Genomic DNA, 15,715 nt, shown 5'->3' with positions numbered 1-15,715 from the left:
TCCAAGTACCACCTCCACCGGTCCGGACGGGATCGAGATGTCTAGGCGCCGGCGTGCGGTGCGGAAGCGGGGAGACGAACGACGAATGTCGCTCCCCGTGAGCCGTCGGCTCCCTGCCGGCCGTCGACGCTCACGGTCCCGCCGTGCTCGGCCACGATGTCGGCGGTGATCGCCAGGCCGAGACCCGTACCGCCGTGCTCACGGTCGCGCGCCGAGTCGAGACGGGTGAAGCGTTCGAAGATCCGTTCGGTGTCCTCGTCGGCGATACCGGGGCCGTCGTCGGACACGGTCAGCACGACACTGTCGCCGTCCTCCACGAGCCCGACCGTCACGCGCTCGGTGGCGTGCCGGCGTGCGTTGTCGAGGAGATTCCGCACCACCCGCGTGAGCTGGTCGGCGTCGCCGACGAGTTGCGCTCCCGACACGCCGGCGGCGTCCACGACCGGCCTCTCCTCCTGGGCGACGCGCGCGATCTCGCGCATGACCACGTCGTCGAGATCGACCGTGGTGACCCGGCGGTCACCGGCCGCGGCGTCGCGTCGCGCGAGGTAGAGGAGATCGTCGACGAGACGCTGGAGCCGGTCGGTCTCCTCGAGAACGCTGCGATGGGTTGCGCGCGGATCGGACGACTCCGGATGGGCGAGGTCGACCTCCAACTCGGATCGGATGCTCGTGAGCGGGCTGCGGAGTTCGTGTGAGGCGTCGGCCACGAACGCTCGTTGACGGTCTCCGGCAGCCTCGATCCGGCTCAGCATCTCGTTCATCGTCCGCGCGAGACGCCCGATCTCGTCGTGCGTCGCGGGCTCTGGTACCCGCCGTCCCAGGTCGTCGCCACCGATGCGAACCACCTCCTGCCGAATCGATTCCACGGGCCGCAGGGCGCGGGCGACGACGAGCCAGATCAGCGCCGCGAGGAGGACGAGAAGGGCCGGAAGCGCCACAGCCAGCGTGGTCGTGAGTACGCCGACGCTCTCGTTGACCTCGTCGAGAGCGCCGGCCACCACGAGCACGTGTTGCTGTCCGTCGACGTCGACCAGGCGCGTCAGGACCCGGAACTCGTCCTCGGCGTCCTCGCCGACGAGAAGACCGTCGACCGTGGAGATGTGCCCGTCCGCCGGTCCGCCACAGCCGCCACCGCCATCGCAGTCGATGGGCACAGGAGGAATGCCATCGACCGTGGCGCTGGCTGCGACGACCTCGTTGTCGAGGAGGAGCTGGGCGAAGGTCTCGTCGCCACCGCCGACGAGCAATTCGGCGGGTGCGGATCCGGTTTCCAGCCCCCGGGCGATGTCGTCCGCCGTCTGGGCGACCCGGTCGTCGAGGCTCTCGGTCAGCGCCCGCCGCTGCGCGCCGATCATGGCGACGGCGGTCACGCCGAGAACGACCGCCACGACCGCGGTCGCTACGGCGGTGACCCGGAAGCGGACACTGCCGACGACGCGACGGGGCCCACGATCGGGTGTCGGTGCGTCAGCCACCGTCGGTGTCCAGGCGGTAGCCGGCACCCCGGATGGTCTCGATCGAGGCCCGGCCGAACGGCTCGTCGATCTTTCGCCGGAGGTGGCGGATGTAGACCTCAACGATGTTGGGGTCACCCTCGAAGTCGTAGTCCCACACACCCTCGAGGATCTCCGACTTCGGCACGACCTCACCGGCCCGCCTCACGAGGAACTCGAGAACCGAGAACTCACGCGCGGTCAACGTGATGTCTGTGTCGCCGCGACAGCAGCGGTGGCGCACGGGGTCGACGACGAGGTCGCCGGCTTGCACCGGCGAGGGGACGCTGCGCGTCGACCGGCGGAGCAGGGCACGCACGCGGGCGACCAGGACGACGAACGAGAAGGGCTTCGTGAGGTAGTCGTCGGCTCCCGTGTCGAGCGCCTCGGCCTCGTCGAGCTCTCCGTCCTTGGCGGTGAGCATGAGCACCGGGGTCCAGTTGCCGGCCTCGCGCAGCGCGGCACAGACCTCGTAGCCGTTCTTACCGGGGAGCATGATGTCGAGCACGATGGCGTCGTAGTCGTGCTCGGTGGCCATCCAGAGCCCGTCGACGCCGTCGAGCACCACGTCGACGGCGAAGCCCTCCGCCTCGAGCCCGCGTCGGACGGCTGCGGCCACCTTCTTCTCGTCCTCCACGACGAGCAGCCTCATCGCACGTCCTCCACCGGCGCTCCACGGGGCGTGCCCATGCTGGCCCAGCCGGCTGAACGCCCGCTGAAAGCTCGCCCCTGTCCGTTGTTTCAGGTCGATTCAGGGTGGGTTCAGGGGCTCTCCGCCATCCTCGGACCGTTCGACGTACCACCCCAACCCACCGGAGGAAGACCATGAAGCGTCGCTCGAAGTTCACGATCGTCGGGGCCGCCGTGGCGGTCGCCGTCGTGGGCGTCGGCACCGGGATCGGGATCGCCGCCTCGGGCGACGACGACCAGCCGCTCACCGGCGTCGACCTCGACCGGGCCACTGCCGCCGCCCTCGACCACACCGGCGGCGGCACCGTGACCGAGACCGAGATCGGCGACGACGGCGCCGCCTACGGCGTGGAGATCCAGCTCGACGACGGGTCCCAGGTCGAGGTCAACCTCGACAGCGAGTTCAACGTCATCGGCGCCGCACCCGACGACGACGGCCCCGGAAACCGGGACGACAGCGACGGCGGATCGGACGACTGAGGGTCGACCGCGCCCGCGCCCGCACCCCGCCCCGGGTGATCCGTCACCCGGGGTCGTGGCGCGCTCGCACCCGGCCACGGGCGGTTCCCCCACAGGGTGCCCGGCTACTGTACGGGTTCCCCTGTGCCGCTGTGTTGCCCGCCGGCACCGCATCCCGAGGACCTGCCGATGGACGACGCCACCCGAGCCCGGATCGAGGGGCTCGAGAGTGAGCTCGGGCGCCTGCGCTCGGAGGTTGCCGAGAGGCGCGACCTCGACGAGATCCTCCTCACGATGGAGTGGCTCGCCACGACCCGTCTCACCGACGAGCCCCTGATCTCGGTCGTGGTCCCCACCCGCAACCGGCGCGACCATCTCGAGCGGGCCGTCGGGTCGGTGCTCGACCAGGACTACGACCACTGGGAGCTGCTCATCGTCGACGACGGGAGCACCGACGGCACCTCTGAGTACCTCGACACTCTCGACGACCCTCGGATCCGGTGCCTGCGGGACACGGGCCGCGGTTGTGCGGCGGCACGCAACGTCGCCCTGGCCGATGCCGGCGGGTCGCTCGTCACCTACCTCGACGACGACAACACGATGCACCGCCTGTGGCTGAAAGGCCTCGCCTGGGCGTCGGCCAACTGGCCCGACACCGACGTGTTCTACGGCGCCAGGATCTTCGACAACTTCGAGCGCGCCCACGGTCTCGGCGAGAGCGGCCTCCCCTGGCTCCAGTACAAGCCGTGGGACCGCGACGAGCTCGAGGAGTTCAACATCGCCGACGTCAACGTGCTCGCGCACCGCGCCGGTCTGCCCGAGGCCCACTACGACGAGCCGCTCGCGCTCTACGCCGACTGGGACATCTTGCTGCGGCTCACCGCCCTCGAGCCACCCGTTCGGATCCCGGTGATCGCGTGTGCCTACTCCACCGAGGGCGACGACCGGCTGAGCGTGATCGACGACGGTGTCGTCGACTTCGAGCGGGTCTACAGCGCCGTCCACGGCATGGACGGGTACACGGCCCCGCCCGGTGAGCAGCGCACGAAGGTCCTCCTCGTGGCGATCGACGCGTTCGACCTCGGCGTCGCCCGGGGTTTCACCGACGAGGGCGATCTCCCGCACCTGTCGGCGGTGTTCGAGCGATCGAGCCGGGCCACGGTGCGGAGCCCGTTCGGGATCCACTCCAGTGCGGGGTGGCCGAGCGTCTCCACCGGTCGTTCCTTCTCGGAGCACCAGCGCCAGTGCTGGATCGAGACGGGCCTCGACTACGAGGACCGCTGGACCGACACTCGCGACATCGACGGCACGCCCTTCTGGGAGTACCTGAGCCGGGCCGGGAAGCGCTCGGCGATCCTCGACGTGCCGCACCTCGTCCCCGACGACGAGCACAACGGCGTCCAGCTCATCGAGTACGGCTGTCACGACCGCCACCTCGGAACGCAGTCGGTCCCTGACAAGCTCATCGACGAGATCGTCGACGAGTTCGGGGAGCACCCGGTCGGGATGATCGACCCCTCCTCCGACCGGACCTTCTCGCCGTGCGACTACCACCGGCGGGCGGGAGTGCAGCGGACGCCCGAGGAATCGAAGGCGGTGCTCGACGATCTGCTGCTCGGCCAGGCGCGCAAGGAGGCCGCGTCGCTCTCGCTGCTGACCCAGGGTGGCTGGGACCTCTTCATGACCGTGTTCGGCGAGAGCCACTGCACCGGCCACCAGCTGTGGTCGTCGCACGATCCGGACCACCCCTGGTACGACCCTGCCGTCGTGGCCGAGGTCGGTGACCCTCTGCGGACCATGTACCGCAGGCTCGACCGTGCCCTGGGCCGTCACATCGCCGCGGCGGGCGACGAGGCCACGGTTCTGGTGATGGCCCCCCACGGCATGGGCTCTCACTTCGGCGGCACACCGCTGCTCGACGAGATCCTCCACCGGATCGAGCTGGCCGACGCCGGGGGGCCACAGGGAAACGCCGCGACCCGCGCGGCGAAGGCGGCCTGGGCCCGGATCCCCGGCCGGTTCGACGCGCAGGCCCGGCGCCTGCTGGCGGCACGCCTGCAACCTCGCGTGGCCGACGGCGACACGCCGCCGCTCGACCTGCCGCCACGTCGGGAACGGCGGTGGTTCTCGCCTCCGTGCGACGAGCCCTTCGGCCCGATCCGCCTCAACGTCGTGGGTCGTGAGACCCACGGCATCATCCGGCGTGGCGCCGAGTTCGACGCAGCCTGTGAGCACCTGCGCGACGTGCTGCTCGACCTCGTGAACGTCGAAACCGGCGAGCGCGCCGTTCTCGACGTCGTCCGTAGCGACGTCCACTACACCCGGCGCCCCGACGACCTGCTGCCCGACCTGTTCGTCGTGTGGAACAACGCCCGGCCCGTGGAGGCCCTCTACTCCCCACGCACCGGGCTCGTGGTGCGACGCCAGACGCACTGGCGCTCGGGCGACCACCCCGCCGACGGCTTCCTCCTGGCGGCAGGGCCGGGCATCGAGCCCGACCGGGACATCGGCACGATCGACGCCCGCGATGTGGGCCCGACCGTGGCGGCGCTCTTCGGCGTCTCCATGCCCGACGCCACCGGCACCCCGGTTCCGCTGACCCGGGCGGTCAGGTCCACCGGCTGAGAAGGCGCGCCTCGCCGACCGCGTACTCCTCGAGGCCCGACACGATCGCCTGCTCGATCTTCCCGCCCACGAAACGGGCGTTCACGGTCATGGTGCCGGACGTGACACGGCGGGTGCCGGCCGTGCTCGGCGCCAGACGCGTTCGGTACTCGGCGTGAACACGGTCGGCGTAGTTGTCCGGCACGATCGTGTGACGCCCCCGGTGACGGGCCGTGTCGTAGTCGATCTGCTCGACCCAGGTGAGCTTTGCCGGGTCGATGACCCGGCGCACGGCGGCGTTGAGCGGTGCGTCGAAGCGGCGGTACACCTCGGCGCGGATCCGGTCGCCGGAACGCTGGACGTTGCGGAGTTCGCAGTCGGCCACGCGCGGGAGCGCCGAGCTCGCTGCGACGAACTCCTCGTCGAACAGTGCCTCCTCGACGTCGGCGAGCGGGCCGCTGATCGACTGGTCGATGGTGAACTCCACGCGGTTCCCTTCGGGGCGAGGCGGGCGCCGACAGGCTAGGTCAAGGCGGTATCGACACCCGGGGGCCGGCGTTCCGGCCGCCGTCCTCGGGGTCACCCCTTGACACGACGGCCGCCCACACGCATACTACGAACAATGTTCGGTTTTACGATCGCTGTCAGGTTTTCGGACCTGTGTCAGGGAGATCGACCGTGACGACCGCCTCCGAGGCGGCCGCGGAACCCCTGCCTGACCGCCGTCGTGCCCGGAGACAGGACACGAAGGACGAGATCGTTGCCGCCGCGTGGGCGCTCGTTCGCGAGAAGGGCCTCGCCGGACTGGCAATGCGCGACCTGGGCGCGCGTGTCGGCATGAAGGCGCAGTCCATCTACTCGTACTTCGAGTCAAAGAACGACATCTACGACGCAATGTTCCGGGAGGCGTACCTCGACTTCGCCGGCACCGTCGTCGATGGCACCCACACCGAGCCCGGTGACGTCGCCGCGGCGCACCGGGCGGCGCACGCCTTCTTCGACTTCTGCACGTCGGACCCGGTCCGGTACCAGCTCCTCTTCCAGCGCACCATCCCCGACTTCGTGCCCTCCGAGGAGAGCTACGCCGTGGCGTTGAGTGTTCTCGACTCATTGCGGGAGCATTTCGGCGCGCTCGGCATCACCGACCCCGAGGCGGCCGACCTGTGGACGGCCGTGCTCACCGGGCTCACCGACCAGCAGATCTCCAACGACCCGGGCGGCGACCGCTGGAAGCGGATCGTCGACCGGGCCGTCGACATGGTCATACGCGAGATCGCACCGCACCTCGTGGACGAAACCTCGTGAGGAGATGACGAGTATGCCCACATCCACCGTCGACGTCGCCGACAGCGCGCCCCTGAGCCATCCCGACGCCATGGCACTCCTCGAGGCCGAGCTCGGGAGGACGCTCGAGCTCCTCCGCTCACTGGACAACGACGACTGGACGGCCCGAACAGTGTGCCCCGACTGGGACGTGCACCACATGTACCTGCACGTGCTCGGAGCGTGTGAGGCGAGCGCGTCGATCCGGGAGAACCTCCACCAGATGCGACGGGCCCGACGCCACCGGTCCCGGCACGGCGGACCGTTGGAGGCCGCCCTGTCGAACGTCCAGGTGCGGGAACGTTCGGAGGCCTCACCCGCCGAGCTCGTCGAGCGGCTCGCAGCGGTGGCACCGAAGACGCTCCGGAAGCGCACGACCATGCCCGCCGCCCTGCGGCGCCTGAAGATCTCGGTCGACGGCCCGGTCGCCGAGAAGTGGACGCTCGGCTACCTCGTCGACACGATCTACCTGCGCGACCTCTGGATGCACCGCGTCGACGCCGCGGCCGCCACACAGCGGGAGCTCTCCCTGACATCCGACCACGACGGGATCATCGTGCGCGATGTCGTCGCCGAGTGGGCACGGCGGCACGGGCGACCCTTCACGCTCACTCTCGCCGGTCCCGCCGGCGGCACCTACGCCTCGCCGGGCTCCACCGGAGATGCCGGGGCGCCGGAGGCTCTCGAGCTGGATGCGGTCGCGTTCTGTCGTGCCCTCGCCGGTCGCTCCGACGCTCCGGGCCTGCTGGCGACAGTCGTGCCGTTCTGATCGAGAGTGCCCGGCAGTCGCAGGCCGCTACGGCACGTAGGCTCTCCCATGATGAACGGGTCGGTCACGGTTCACATGGCGGCGAGTCCATCCGACGTGTGGGAACTCGTAAGCGACGTCACGCGGATCGGCGAGTTCAGCCCCGAGACCTTCGAGGCCGAGTGGATCGACGGTGCGACCGGGCCGGAGCTCGGCGCGAAGTTCCGCGGTCATGTGCGCCGTAACGGATGGTGGCCGCCCTACTGGACGACCTGCATTGTCGTGGCCTGCGAGCCGAACCGCGAGTTCGCGTTCGGCGTGGGAGGCTCCGACCGGATCCTGAACCGCTGGGGCTACGTGCTCGAGGCGTCCGACGGTGGAACCGACGTGACCGAGTCGTTCGCGCTGACGCCGACGCTCCCCCTCCGTCTGTACTGGGCGATCGCGGGCTGGATGCGCTCCCGCACGAACCATGACGGCATGACCGAGACCCTGAAGCGCATCAAGGCGGTCGTGGAGTAGCAGCGGTCGCGACGCCGGTCGACACGCCCGGGTCAGACGTGGTTGCGCAACATCAGCTCGCGCGGCGACGGTTCGAGGTACGCCTGGTTCCGGGCCCAGGCGTGACCGGTGCCCCGTCCGAAGTGGTGGCGCAGCAGTGTGACCGGGACGATCAGGGGTACGAGGCCCGAGCCGTAGTCGTCGATCTGCGCCACGAGTTCCGCGCGGTCGTGGTCGTCGATCTCGTCGCTGACGAACCCGAGCAGGTGCTGGAGGACGTTGACGTGTCGCCCACGCGTGGCGGGCTCCGCTAGCGCGGTGGCGAGCCCGCGGCCGTAGACGTCGAGCAGTTCCGGCAGAGGCTCACGACCGGCGTCGGCGACCAGCCGTCCGAGCCCGGAGTAGGCCTCCGGGGAATGAGCGAGGAGCACGTACTTGTGGCGGGCGTGGAACTCGACGAGAGCGCGCGGTGACGGGTCGTCGAGGACCTCGCGGCGGAAGCGGTGCAGGGCGAAGACTCTTTCGAAGAACGTCTCCCGTAGCGTCGGATCGTTGAGCCGGCCCTCCTCCTCGACCGGAAGGAGCGGAAGCGCCTCGACGAGAACCGCGGCGAACCTCCCGACATCGGGGTCGGCGGGATTCCCCTCCTCGGTGTACGTCTTGACGCGTAAGAGGCCGCAGCTCGGTGACGACTTCTTCAGGATGTACCCGTCGAGATCCTCTCGGGCGAGCTCGGTCACCCTCTCCCGGGCGAACTCCTCCATCCCCTCGGTGTGATCGGTGTCCGAGCGGACGCCGACGAGCCGGACACCCTCGTCCCACCGAACCAGTCGGATCGGCTCCCGGGGAGTCCCGAGACCCATCTCGACTTCGGGGCAGATGGGTACCCACTCGACCAGCGGCCCGACCGTCTCCACGAGGAACCCGTCACGCTTGTGCCCGCCGTCGAAGCGGACCTCGCCGCCGAGGAGGCACGACGAGATCCCGAGACGGATTGTCGGAGAGTCCGCCGCCACACTCCGGACCGTATCGCCACTCTGCGATCCAGTGCCGACCCGTCGTCTGCGGGTGAACGGTGCTCCTAGGATGAAGAAGCGCATTGCAATGAACGTCCCGGCGTGGAGGAGCACATGAGCAAGCAGGCTGATCCGGCAACGGTCGACGGGAGTCTCCGCCTCGGTGGAGGGGTCCACGAGGAGGAGCGTGCCCGGATCGTGAAACACTGGGGACGCCTCGATCAGCGCCTTCGCTCCTTCCGCTCCGACGAGGTCGACATGGAGATCTCCGTCAAGGACCGCGACACCCCGAGTCAGCACACCACCCTCGAGACGTGGATCGCCCGGCGCCCCCGTCTCGTGGCGACCTCGACGAAGACCGACTTCGGATCCGCGCTCACCGAGGTGCGCGACGACATGATCCGCCAACTCACGGACGCCAAGAACCGCACCGAACCGCGCAACAACCGCCACCGCCGCCGACGCTGACCGGTCGCTCGATCCCACCGGGATCGCAGCCGGTCACAGCTGGCCTCCCCCCACGAGTTCGCCGACGCCGACTAGACCTGTGGAGCGCTGAACCGCTCCGCTCCTCGACGCGTGAGAAACGACCGGATCTCGGACCGGACGCGCTCGGCCTGGCCGAGCTGGAGGTGCCCACCCGAATCGAGACCGACCAGCACGGCGTCAGGGATGCGTTGCGACGCCTCGACCGCGGCGTCGTACGCTGCCAGCGGGTCGTCCCGGGCATGGACAAGCAACACCGGTACTCGGAGCTCCTCCAGGGGACATCCGGTCATCTCGGGATTCGAGACGTAGGCGTCGAAGATCGCACCCTCGGCCCTGAAACCGACCGGGAAGATGCTCGCGAGCAGCTCGTCGACCACACGCGCTTCGGATGCGTTGCGGGGCAGACCCTCGGGCACCCCCATGAGCTTCGCGAAGACCGGTCGCGCAAAGGTCATCAGTGCCCACATCGCGGGGTCGGAGTAGAAGAGTTTCGCCCATTCCGGCGGTACCTCAGCCGTTCTACTGCCCGGAAGGTTGCCCGAGCTGACGACGAGGCGGTCGACCCGCTCGGGATGACGGAGTACGAGCTGGGTCGCTGCTGTCGTTCCGGCAGAGATCGCGACGACGTCGACTGTGTCGAGGCCGAGGTGGTCGAGGAGTGCGACGAAGGCGTCGGCCTGCATCGCACCCGTGGCGTCGGGCGGAAGTGTGGACCCGAGGTACCCGAATCGCGACGGGACGACGGTGCGACGCTCGTCGACGATGTCACGCACCGACAGCAATCCACCGTCGCAGCCGTGGAAGATCCCATGGCTCACGAGCAAGGGGTGGCCGGCCCCCCGCTCGGCGTACTCCAGCCTCCCGAACTCGGTCTGGATCACCTCGCTGGCGAGGTTGTGCAACCGATCGCGCGCGGCGGCGAGGTCTCGTCGGTACCGACGGCGGAGACCGAACACAGCTGTGGTGACACCGACCAGCGCCCCACCTGCAACCACTGCTCTCCGCACCGCAGCGAGACTACCGATCACGCAGGAGAAAGCTGCAGGTGTCGTCGACATGCGATAGTTCAGTACATCGTGTACTATTTGCTGCATGCTGCGAACGGAGTCGACCTGGAAGCGCTGGGCCGGATCGGCACCGCTCTCGCCGATGCGACCCGGCGACGGCTGCTCATCGAGCTCCTGGAGGGCCCGCGGTATCCGAGCGACCTCGTCGCCGCCCTCGGGCTCACGAAGGCCAACGTCTCCAATCACCTGAACTGCCTCAGGGGCTGCGGGCTGGTCGTTGCCGAGCGGGAGGGTCGACGGGTCCGCTACGAGTTGGCGGACCGGCGCCTCGCCCGTGCGCTGGGCCAGCTCACCGAACTCGCCCTGCCGCCGCCCGCCGGCTGCGAGCACGATCCGACGACGAAGCGGTGAGGCACTCCTTGGCCATGATCGAGTCCCGTCGCAGCTCGTCGTCAGACGACGAGCGGATCCGGCATCGCCGGTACGCGCTCGTCCTGGCCTGGGCGACGATCGGGTGGAACAGCATCGAGGCGATCGTGGCGATCGCCGGCGGTCGTGCCGCCGGATCGATCGCGCTCGTCGGCTTCGGGTTGAACTCGGTCGTCGAGGTGGGCTCCGCTGTTGTGGTGATCTGGCAGTTCACCGGCGGGGACCGCGAGCGCGAGGAGCGGGCGCTCCGGCTGATCGCGCTCAGCTTCTTCGTGTTCGCGACCTACGTCATCGGGCGCGCGCTGTGGGATCTCACCTCGAACACCGAGCCTGCCGAGTCAGCGGTCGGAATCGTTCTTGCCGCCGCCTCCCTCGTCGTCATGCCGCTCCTCGCGATGACCAAACGGCGACTTGGCCGACGGATGGGCTCGCGTACCGTCGTGGCCGACAGCTCGCAGACCCTTCTCTGCGCGTACCTCTCCGCCGTGCTGCTCGTCGGACTGCTCGCCAACGCAACGCTCGGCTGGTGGTGGGCCGACCCTCTCGCGGCCCTCGTCATCGCCGGCCTCGCCATCCGCGAAGGCCGCGAGGCCTGGCGTGGTGAGACCTGCTGCGAGGTCTGAGCCGGGCGAATTCCGGTCGACACGCTTCGCGAGAACCTCAACCCCGTTGTGGTGAGAAGCAGTTCTCCAGGAACGCCATGAGCGGGGGCGTCAACACGTCGTCGTCGGCCGCGCCGATGCTCGTTCTGATCTCTTCGTGTGTGAGGCCGGCCGCGTCGATGATCGTGACGACGACGGACGCCTCCGAGAGAGCCGTGGCGAAGTCGTCCACCATCGACCGACGGTCGGGAGAACCCCGCCGCGCGAGGAGAAACGGCGGGATGTCGCTGTCGCCTGCGACGTGGGCGATCGGCGATGCCTCGACCCATACGTCGGGGTCTGAGCCGAACACGTTCGTGTAGGTCCTCACGACTCTCGGGCCACCCCGCATCACCCTCGGGACGTCGAAGGCCTCGGTGTCGAGGGGGGCAACGCAGTCCAATGCGTCGAGGCCGAGCTCATGGGCGTTCAGATACCGGGCGTCCGTGGCGAGTGCGGCGATGATGCCCGCTCCCGCCGAATGGCCCAGCACGGCCATCCGGCCAGGATCACCCCCGTACTCGCCGATGTTCTCCACGACCCAGGCCAACGCCTCCGCCACGTCCTCGTTGTGTGTGGGGTACCGGAGCGGCTCGTCGGCCTCGACGTCGGTCAGTCGGTAGTTGATGCTCACGAAGACGTAGTCGGTGTCGTTGAAGAGAGCAGCCTTGTCGGCAATGCCGTTGGCCTTGTCTCCCGTGACCCAGCTGCCGCCGTGGACCCACACGACCACGGGAAGGGGCTCGCAGGAGTCGCGCTCCGGCGAGTAGACGTCGAGGCTCGTCAGGACAGGCTCGCTGTCGTCGTGCACAGCGTACGGAACGTCCAGCGTCGTCGATGCGTCGGTGTTGCACGGCGCGGTCGTGCCCGGTGCCTCCGACGAGGACGGGCTGAGCCTGGTCGTCGAAGCCGACGACTGCTCGCTCTCTGCGCTCCTCTCACCGCCACCGCTACACGCTGCGACGAGCACCGACATCGCCACGACGACGGACCCTCGGGTCATTCGGCTCGGTGGCACGCCTACCGGTACTTGCCCACCTCGAGGCGGGCGACCATCGCCCGGTGGACCTCGTCGGGACCGTCGGCAAGTCGTAGAGCGCGGGCCATCCCCATCAGGTGGCTGAGCTCGGGATCGGCCACGCCTTCTCCCCCGTGGATCTGGATCGCCGCGTCGACGACGCTCTGCAACACGTTGGGAGCGACGACCTTGATGGCCGAGATGCTCACGAGGGCGCCCATGGTTCCGGCCTTGTCGAGCTCCCAGGCCGCTCGCCACGTGAGCAGGCGTGCCTGGTCGATGTCCATGCGGCAGTCGGCGATGATGTCGCGATTCCCACCGAGGTTGACCAGCGGCTTTCCGAACGCGACCCGGTCGACCGCCCGCTCGCACAGCCGTTCGAGGGCCCGCTCCGCCGCCCCGATGGCGCGCATGCAGTGGTGGATCCGACCGGGGCCGAGCCGGCCCTGCGCGATCTCGAAACCCCGCCCCGGACCCGCGATGATGTTGTCGGCGGGTAGCCGAACGTTGTCGAACAGGATCTCGGCGTGGCCGTGCGGCTCTCCGAGGTGACCGAACACGGGCACCATCCGCAGGATCGTCACGCCCGGACTGTCGATGGGGACGACGACCATGGAGTGGCGTCGGTGCCGATCGGCGTCGGGGTCGGTGACACCCATGAAGATCAGGAACCGGCACCTCGGGTCGCCGGCACCGCTCGTCCACCATTTCTGCCCGTTGAGCACGACCTCGTGGCCGTCGAGCTCCGCGGTGGCCTTCATGTTGGTGGCGTCGCTGGAGGCGACGGCGGGCTCGGTCATGGAGAAACCCGACCGGATCTCACCCTCCAGGAGGGGTACGAGCCACTGCTCCTTCTGGAGGTCCGATCCGTACTGGACCAGTACCTCCGCGTTGCCGGTGTCGGGAGCGGAGCAGTTGAACACCTCGGGGGCGAGGAAGCTGCGGCCCGTGAGCTCGGCGACCGGTGCGTAGTCGCGGTTGTCCAGTCCGGCGCCGTACTCCTCGTCGGGCAGGAAGAGGTTCCAGAGCCCGAGGCCCTTGGCCTCGGCCTTCAGTTCCTCGACGATCGGCGGGATCCGCCACTCCCGCCAGTCGTCGGCGTGGGCCAGCTGTTCCTCATACGTCTGTTCGTTGGGAAGCACACGCTCGCGGATGAACCGCTCGACCTGCTCCTGGATGATGCGGGACCGTTCGGAGTGCTCGAAGTCCATCGGCGAACCCTACGCCCCGGCCTCGGCGACACACCACGGAAGAGGTCGGGCTTCGCGGCCGTCGTCAAGGGAGAAGCACGGCCTCTACGATGACCGCCATGCCGAACTCCGAGGTCGATCGCTACATCGAGCAATCCGAGATGTGGCCACGCGAGATCACCGATCTGCGGCCGATCCTGCTCGGATGCGGATTGGCCGAGGAGATCAAGTGGGGCAAGCCCTGTTACAGCCACGGCGGCAGGAACATCGCCATCGTCCAGGAGATGAAGGACTTCCTGGCCCTCATGTTCTTCAAGGGTGCCCTGATGAAGGACCCCGACGGCGTCCTCGAGGATCAGGGACCCAACTCGCGGTCGGCTCGGCGCATCTGCATCACCACATCCGACGACGTCACCCGCCTCGCCGACACGATCGCGGCGTACGTCCACGAGTCCATTGCCATCGAGGAGGCCGGCCTCGACGTCGGGCCGCCACCCGAGCTCACCCCTCCTGACGAGCTCCAGCACCGACTCGACGAGGACCCGGCGTTCAGAGATGCGTTCGAGAGCCTGACTCCCGGGCGGCGACGGGAGTACACCATGTACATCTCGTCGGCCAAACAGTCGAAGACGCGAAAGGCGCGCGTCGACAAGTACGCCCCCAGGATCCTGCGCGGCGAAGGCATGCGGGACCGACCCGGTTAGCCGCCGAACCGGGCGGTGTGAATCCGGTCTGGTTGTTCAGCTCCGGCTGCGGTAGCCGAGGTGCACGACGCCGCCGGCGAACCGGTGCTCCTCCAACAGCTCCAACTCGATGTGAGCACCCCCGGAGAATGCGGGCTTTGCTCCACCGAGAAGCAGCGGAGAAACGAAGAGGTGGCATTCGTCGATCAGCCCCGCGTTGAACGCGTGCGCCGCGATCGCCGGCCCGCCGATTGTCATGTCGCTACCGGACGACGCCTTCATCGCCCGGATCGCATCGGGATCGAAACGACGCTCGAGCCGCGTCTTGGCGGTCGAGGCGACATCCAGCGTCGTGGAGTAGACGACCTTGTCGGCCGCCTGCCAGACGCTCGCGAAGTCGGCCATGAGCTCCGACTGGCCGGCCAGGGCCGGGTCGGTCTCCCAGACCGCCATGGTCTCGTACATCCGCCGTCCGTAGAGGTAGGTGCCGGCAGGGCGCACGAGCTCCGTGATGAAGGCGAACACCTCGTCACTGGGCTCGGTCCAGTCGAACCCGCCGTGCGCGTCCTCGGTGTAGCCGTCCACGGACACGTTCGCGATGTAGATCAGCTTCGCCATGCCGCTCTCCGAGTGCCGGCCTGAGGCGCGCAGGACGTTCCGGTTGGAGACCGAGGCGGTTCCTGCGGCGGTGGAGACGATGGGACTCGAACCCACGACTTCCTGCTTGCAAAGCAGGTGCTCTACCAGACTGAGCTACGTCCCCGAGGCCTCCATGCTACTGATCCACGGTGGCGGGGAGGACCCGGCAACGCCCGGTAACGCGGGTCGAGCGGGACGCGTGTCGTCGCGTCGGGGTCAGTCGACCTGGGTTCTCCTCGACCACGGCCGGATCGAGGTCCTCAATGTCGAAGAGCACCGCGTGCTGGAACTGATCGGGACCGTCGTTGGTGAACGTGTACTGCGACCCCGCCGAAGCATCCACGCTGAAGGTGTAGTCAGCGGCGACGAGCTCGCCGTTGGTTTCGGGAAGTTCGGCACCGTCGCCGTCGGTGACGGTCGCGGGCGCCACGAGAACGGTCGGTGGAGCGTCGGGCGCGCTCTCGTCGAAGATGCTCGTCCACACGAAGTAGTCACCGGGCTCGAGAACGATCGAGTCGGACGGGTCCCCGGGGGAGGCTCCGGAGTTCGCCTCGACAAAGTCCGGAATGGGGCCACCGTCGTTCGTGACGGTGATGGCCTCGGTGAACTGCTCCTGCGTGGTTCCCTCGGCGACCTTGGAGAAGTCGACCTCCGTCTCACCGGGAGTCGCGGCGGAGCCTCCGATGTTGACCGTGACGGCACCGCTCGGGATCCGAGCCGACGGCACAGGGCCCGGGCAGGCACGGGAGTGCCGACCCGGGCCCGGGTGCTGTCGGATGAGG

At 68.8% G+C, this 15,715-nt stretch carries 18 protein-coding genes and 1 tRNA gene; 9 read left to right on the top strand and 10 right to left on the bottom strand.

Annotated features, from left to right (window positions below; all coding sequences use genetic code 11):
- Positions 1–41: 41 nt before the first annotated feature.
- Complete coding sequence (locus R3A49_12185; protein ID MEZ5171488.1) at positions 42–1,478, bottom strand: HAMP domain-containing sensor histidine kinase; 1,437 nt, start codon at positions 1,476–1,478, stop codon at positions 42–44.
- Entirely contained in the window at positions 1,471–2,148 is a 678-nt protein-coding gene (locus tag R3A49_12180) for a response regulator transcription factor (protein MEZ5171487.1), read from the bottom strand. The genes R3A49_12185 and R3A49_12180 overlap by 8 nt, the downstream gene beginning before the upstream one ends.
- A 173-nt stretch (positions 2,149–2,321) precedes the next feature.
- On the opposite strand from R3A49_12180, the gene R3A49_12175 reads away from it, so the two are divergent.
- On the top strand, positions 2,322–2,666 hold the full coding sequence (locus R3A49_12175; protein ID MEZ5171486.1) for a hypothetical protein: 345 nt from the start codon (positions 2,322–2,324) through the stop codon (positions 2,664–2,666).
- Positions 2,667–2,834: 168 nt separating this feature from the next.
- On the top strand, positions 2,835–5,270 hold the full coding sequence (locus R3A49_12170; protein ID MEZ5171485.1) for a glycosyltransferase: 2,436 nt from the start codon (positions 2,835–2,837) through the stop codon (positions 5,268–5,270).
- Here R3A49_12170 and R3A49_12165 read toward each other — a convergent pair.
- Complete coding sequence (locus R3A49_12165; GenBank protein ID MEZ5171484.1) at positions 5,254–5,736, bottom strand: DUF2505 family protein; 483 nt, start codon at positions 5,734–5,736, stop codon at positions 5,254–5,256. The two genes, R3A49_12170 and R3A49_12165, sit on opposite strands and share 17 nt — an antisense overlap.
- A 191-nt stretch (positions 5,737–5,927) precedes the next feature.
- Between R3A49_12165 and R3A49_12160 the strand changes: the two genes are divergently transcribed.
- From R3A49_12160 to R3A49_12150, 3 genes are read left to right on the top strand one after another with little or no spacing between them, the layout of a single operon-like run.
- Positions 5,928–6,554: a TetR/AcrR family transcriptional regulator gene (locus R3A49_12160; protein MEZ5171483.1), complete on the top strand. Its 627-nt coding sequence runs from the start codon at positions 5,928–5,930 to the stop codon at positions 6,552–6,554.
- A 13-nt stretch (positions 6,555–6,567) separates the two neighbouring features.
- Positions 6,568–7,341 carry a maleylpyruvate isomerase family mycothiol-dependent enzyme gene (locus R3A49_12155; protein ID MEZ5171482.1) on the top strand — a complete coding sequence of 258 codons (774 nt, stop codon included), beginning with the start codon at positions 6,568–6,570 and terminating at the stop codon, positions 7,339–7,341.
- Positions 7,342–7,392: 51 nt separating this feature from the next.
- The gene (locus R3A49_12150) at positions 7,393–7,842 is read left to right on the top strand and encodes an SRPBCC family protein (protein ID MEZ5171481.1); all 450 of its coding nucleotides are present in this window, start codon (positions 7,393–7,395) and stop codon (positions 7,840–7,842) included.
- 32 nt (positions 7,843–7,874) lie between these two features.
- Here the strand turns inward: R3A49_12150 and R3A49_12145 are convergent, their stop codons facing one another.
- The gene (locus R3A49_12145; protein MEZ5171480.1) at positions 7,875–8,837 is read right to left on the bottom strand and encodes a DUF523 and DUF1722 domain-containing protein; all 963 of its coding nucleotides are present in this window, start codon (positions 8,835–8,837) and stop codon (positions 7,875–7,877) included.
- A 114-nt stretch (positions 8,838–8,951) separates the two neighbouring features.
- On the opposite strand from R3A49_12145, the gene R3A49_12140 reads away from it, so the two are divergent.
- A complete protein-coding gene (locus tag R3A49_12140; protein ID MEZ5171479.1) occupies positions 8,952–9,305 on the top strand; it encodes an HPF/RaiA family ribosome-associated protein in 354 nt (117 codons plus the stop codon).
- Between the two features lie 71 nt (positions 9,306–9,376).
- Here R3A49_12140 and R3A49_12135 read toward each other — a convergent pair whose 3' ends face one another.
- Positions 9,377–10,333 carry an alpha/beta fold hydrolase gene (locus R3A49_12135; GenBank protein MEZ5171478.1) on the bottom strand — a complete coding sequence of 319 codons (957 nt, stop codon included), beginning with the start codon at positions 10,331–10,333 and terminating at the stop codon, positions 9,377–9,379.
- A gap of 69 nt (positions 10,334–10,402) precedes the next feature.
- Here R3A49_12135 and R3A49_12130 point away from each other — a divergent pair, with 69 nt between their 5' ends.
- Positions 10,403–10,744: a metalloregulator ArsR/SmtB family transcription factor gene (locus tag R3A49_12130; GenBank protein MEZ5171477.1), complete on the top strand. Its 342-nt coding sequence runs from the start codon at positions 10,403–10,405 to the stop codon at positions 10,742–10,744.
- A gap of 14 nt (positions 10,745–10,758) precedes the next feature.
- Positions 10,759–11,385, top strand: coding sequence for a cation transporter (locus R3A49_12125; GenBank protein MEZ5171476.1), 627 nt, complete (start codon positions 10,759–10,761; stop codon positions 11,383–11,385).
- Positions 11,386–11,422: 37 nt separating this feature from the next.
- On the opposite strand, the gene R3A49_12120 is transcribed toward R3A49_12125, so the two are convergent.
- Entirely contained in the window at positions 11,423–12,406 is a 984-nt protein-coding gene (locus R3A49_12120) for an alpha/beta hydrolase (GenBank protein MEZ5171475.1), read from the bottom strand.
- Between the two features lie 17 nt (positions 12,407–12,423).
- Positions 12,424–13,632 carry an acyl-CoA dehydrogenase family protein gene (locus R3A49_12115; protein ID MEZ5171474.1) on the bottom strand — a complete coding sequence of 403 codons (1,209 nt, stop codon included), beginning with the start codon at positions 13,630–13,632 and terminating at the stop codon, positions 12,424–12,426.
- A 98-nt stretch (positions 13,633–13,730) separates the two neighbouring features.
- On the opposite strand from R3A49_12115, the gene R3A49_12110 reads away from it, so the two are divergent.
- Positions 13,731–14,315 carry a YdeI/OmpD-associated family protein gene (locus R3A49_12110; GenBank protein ID MEZ5171473.1) on the top strand — a complete coding sequence of 195 codons (585 nt, stop codon included), beginning with the start codon at positions 13,731–13,733 and terminating at the stop codon, positions 14,313–14,315.
- Between the two features lie 36 nt (positions 14,316–14,351).
- Here R3A49_12110 and R3A49_12105 read toward each other — a convergent pair whose 3' ends face one another.
- The 3 genes from R3A49_12105 to R3A49_12095 all read right to left on the bottom strand — a co-directional run bounded on the left by R3A49_12105 (position 14,352) and on the right by R3A49_12095 (position 15,660).
- The gene (locus tag R3A49_12105) at positions 14,352–15,008 is read right to left on the bottom strand and encodes a dihydrofolate reductase family protein (protein MEZ5171472.1); all 657 of its coding nucleotides are present in this window, start codon (positions 15,006–15,008) and stop codon (positions 14,352–14,354) included.
- Positions 14,984–15,057: transfer RNA gene (locus R3A49_12100), tRNA-Ala, on the bottom strand. Before R3A49_12100 ends, R3A49_12105 begins: the two co-directional genes overlap by 25 nt.
- Before the next feature lie 12 nt (positions 15,058–15,069).
- A complete protein-coding gene (locus tag R3A49_12095) occupies positions 15,070–15,660 on the bottom strand; it encodes a hypothetical protein (protein MEZ5171471.1) in 591 nt (196 codons plus the stop codon).
- Positions 15,661–15,715: the final 55 nt, after the last annotated feature.

The sequence above is a fragment of the Acidimicrobiia bacterium genome (assembly GCA_041394025.1).
Lineage (GTDB): Bacteria > Actinomycetota > Acidimicrobiia > IMCC26256 > JAOSJL01 > JAOSJL01.
Note: the sequence above shows the minus strand (reverse complement) of the source record. Positions and strands in the feature narration are given on the sequence as shown.

What these genes read in the sequence shown, in the direction of transcription:
- R3A49_12175 (MEZ5171486.1), top strand. Translation starts at nt 2,322, where the DNA reads ATGAAGCGTCGCTCGAAGTTCACGATCGTCGGGGCCGCCGTGGCGGTC.
- R3A49_12150 (MEZ5171481.1), top strand. Translation starts at nt 7,393, where the DNA reads ATGAACGGGTCGGTCACGGTTCACATGGCGGCGAGTCCATCCGACGTG.
- R3A49_12125 (MEZ5171476.1), top strand. Translation starts at nt 10,759, where the DNA reads ATGATCGAGTCCCGTCGCAGCTCGTCGTCAGACGACGAGCGGATCCGG.
- R3A49_12140 (MEZ5171479.1), top strand. Translation starts at nt 8,952, where the DNA reads ATGAGCAAGCAGGCTGATCCGGCAACGGTCGACGGGAGTCTCCGCCTC.
- R3A49_12115 (MEZ5171474.1), bottom strand. Translation starts at nt 13,632, where the DNA reads ATGGACTTCGAGCACTCCGAACGGTCCCGCATCATCCAGGAGCAGGTC.
- R3A49_12120 (MEZ5171475.1), bottom strand. Translation starts at nt 12,406, where the DNA reads ATGACCCGAGGGTCCGTCGTCGTGGCGATGTCGGTGCTCGTCGCAGCG.
- R3A49_12180 (MEZ5171487.1), bottom strand. Translation starts at nt 2,148, where the DNA reads ATGAGGCTGCTCGTCGTGGAGGACGAGAAGAAGGTGGCCGCAGCCGTC.
- R3A49_12170 (MEZ5171485.1), top strand. Translation starts at nt 2,835, where the DNA reads ATGGACGACGCCACCCGAGCCCGGATCGAGGGGCTCGAGAGTGAGCTC.
- R3A49_12110 (MEZ5171473.1), top strand. Translation starts at nt 13,731, where the DNA reads ATGCCGAACTCCGAGGTCGATCGCTACATCGAGCAATCCGAGATGTGG.
- R3A49_12155 (MEZ5171482.1), top strand. Translation starts at nt 6,568, where the DNA reads ATGCCCACATCCACCGTCGACGTCGCCGACAGCGCGCCCCTGAGCCAT.